The following is a 3,175-nucleotide window of genomic DNA, read 5'->3' on the forward strand; positions in this document are numbered from 1 at the left end:
CTCCTCCACTGTTTGGTTATGTGTTCACAACTTCCACAGTAGAGGAAATGTTAGAGGCTGGCAAGCCTTTTTTCTTTGCCTTCAGCTCTGCACTTTTCGTTGCAGAACTCTGTATTTTTATTTTGCAATAAACACGCAAACCCAGCGTTAACCGCAAACCAGAAGAAATGCCCATCCGGATCCACCAACATTACTGGGTTGTTGTTCGCGTACGTATAGCCGTTCTGTGTCAAGATGTCATCCGCATCGCCTGGGTCGGGGTCGAGCGACAAGAACACGCCATGCGTTGGATGATAGTACCGGGCGATCAGATAGTACAGACCCGTTTCTTGGTCATATTGGTACCCCGCATATCGGTATGGGTTTTCGTCCGCCAATGCGCCGGATTGGGAAAGAATGTTCCCCCACGCATCGTATTGGTAACGGGCCACGATGTTTCCTTGCGCATCCGTTAGGGCGATGACATCGCCATGGGCGTTATAGTGGTAAAAATACGTCGCATTGCCTTTTTTCATGGCAAGGAGTTGCCCGTTTTCTCCGTATATATACGATCTTACCACATTTCCGCTCGCATCGGTTTCGTACAGAACATTTAGGCCGTCGCCTTGGTAATGGTAGTTCGTAATAACCCCATTCACATTCTTTTGGATGCGTCGGCCGTCTTCATCATATTTGTATGTGACAAACGGCGTGCTTTCTCCTTTTCTCGTAATAGAAACCAATTGGTCCGCTTCATTCCATTCGTATTGATACTTTCCATCTTCGAGACGGTTGCCGTTGGCATCATATGTGATCGATTCGTTTCCAAAACGAATGAGCTGATTGGCAGCGTTATAATCGGCATTGGTCATCGTCGACTGCCCATCTTTCGTTTTCACGATTTGCTTCCGATTGCCGAATCCGTCATAGGCATATTCGATTTTCGTGCCATCTGGAAGCTGCTCTTCCACTAATTGGTCTAGAGTATCGTAACGGTAGACGGTCGTTTCCCCCGTTGGGGATTCCACTTTCATCCGGTTGCCGTTTTCATCGTAACGGTACGTTTCCGATAAAATTTCTTTTCCGTCCGCCGTACCGATCGAAACGCTTTCCACTAAGCCGCGGTCATCATACCTAAAGGTCGAGCCGGCTCCATTTTCTGTCGTGAAGGTGCGAACGTTTCCTCTCTCGTCATAGTCAAAGCGGTACGTATACGTTCCGTCTTGGACGACTGTATTTTGATCCAAGGCATTGTATTGGTATGTGACTGTTTGGCTAAACGATCCATGGGAGAACATAAACTGTTGTAATTTATCCGATGTCGTCGGATAGGTCCACTTTTGTAATCCTCCGCGGTCGGATTGTTCAATGACACGATTCGCGGAATCAAATTTTCTTGTCTTGGTCGTACCGTCTTTTACATATTGTACAGAAAGTTCGTTTCCGTTTTTGTCGTAACTAAATTCGTAATACGGAACGTTGTTGTAAGAAATCGTTTTGACCCTTTCCGTTCCGTCATACGTCCATTGAATCGTGTTTCCTTTCGGCAAAACCGTTTTGATTTTATTTCCATTGGCATCATATTCATTCGTTGTCACATCATTCAACGGACCGACGGTTTTAATGAGTTTACCGGTCGCATCATAAGAATAGGCAAATGTTTGAGACTGGCCGTCGCTGGTTCGAATGACTTTTGAAGTCATATTGCCATTTAAGTCATAATCGTAGTTGACAGAAGTGCCGTTCGCTAACAACAGCTGTTTTAAGCGATCCGATAAATCATACGTGTACTCTTTCTTGTTTCCTTTCTTATCGTACTCGCTTAACAGGTTTCCTACGGCATCATAATTCTTTTTCGCCACATAGCCTTCTTCATCCACTTCTTCCGTGACATAATTTCCGCTTGCATCGTACTTGTTTTTCGTCACCACGTTTCCTTCCATTAAACGGATCGCGTCAAACCATACCGTTCCCGTGTAATTGCCACGGAAGACAGCGGATATGTCGATTTTATCAATTGGCTTGGAAGGTTGAATCGAAACGGCGGCACGGTTCCAATCTTGATTGCCAGCAGGGAAATCGGCGGTATACGTTTGGGTCGTTCCATCCACAAAGTATACTTTAGCCGTAATGGAATAATCGCTTGCGCTCACTGTGCCATTGGCTTTTACATTTTCAGCTTTCGAAACCCCAGTAAGCGTAAGGTTAATTGGTGCATCACCAGATGTTTGGCCAACGATGATGGTCTGCTTATACTCACTTGCCGATTGCGTGGTGCTTGTTCTAGATATTTTTAGTGAGTACCCTCCATCAAATGATTGTGTAGAATCTACGCTTCCTCCTGTTCCACTCCAATTCGTGGTGGTTCCTTCAAAACTACTATTTACAACTGGGTTGTAGCTGGAAGAAACCTGCGCTTCTTCCAATTGAACATTATCAAACCAGGCTTCTCCGGAAGCATCTGGAGACTTATGATCGACCTCTAAATAGACGCGAATTTTGGCTGCATTCGAAGGAGTAGTAAACGTAACTTGCCGCTCTGTCCAAGGTCTTGTGCCTGTAAGTTGGCTATAACGATGATCCGCCCAAGAAATCGTTTGATTTTGACTATTCATGAATTGAACATTGAAAAAGGCATTGGCTTTCGTTAAATTCGTTTTGATCTTCCCGCTTAACGTATACGTGGTATTTGGTTTCACTGTGATTTCTTGGGTAGCCGCTACATAGCCAAGTTCTGTATTAGGAGAAGTAGAGTCAGCGACGATTTTTAACGTTTTTCTCCCTGTCAATCCATTATATACATTCGTGTCTTCCAGTAATTGCCCAGAATCATAATGACTGAGAAGATTCCAAGCTGTGATTCCTTGTTCAAAGCCGCTATTAGAGAGCAAATTCGTCGCACTGCCTAATGTATCGCTTTCTTCAATGATATTCCCATAGGCATCGTACTTCGATACAGAAGACGTTTTTCCCGATTGATCCGTTTCGGATACAGGATTTAAGCCATCATAGGCAATCGTGGTTGTATCGCCTTCCGTATCTGTCATGGAGATGACATCATTATTTTTGGTAACTATTCAGCCACATCATAAAGTGAGCTGAATATTTTCTTCTTTCCTTGTCTATGATGTGAATACTGATAGACAAGGAGGTGAATCACATGTTGACGGTACAACAAGCTGTATTTACAGTTGAG

1 pseudogene is annotated in these 3,175 nt (G+C 44.3%); it reads right to left on the reverse strand.

The window, feature by feature from the left end:
• Nucleotides 1-50: 50 nt before the first annotated feature.
• Nucleotides 51-3,044 (reverse strand): annotated as a pseudogene (locus ETC02_RS16335) (RHS repeat domain-containing protein); the annotation flags it as partial.
• Between the last annotated feature and the right edge of the window lie 131 nt (nucleotides 3,045-3,175).

The organism is Geobacillus sp. DSP4a (assembly GCF_013096875.1).
Taxonomy (GTDB): Bacteria; Bacillota; Bacilli; order Bacillales; family Anoxybacillaceae; genus Geobacillus; species Geobacillus thermophilus.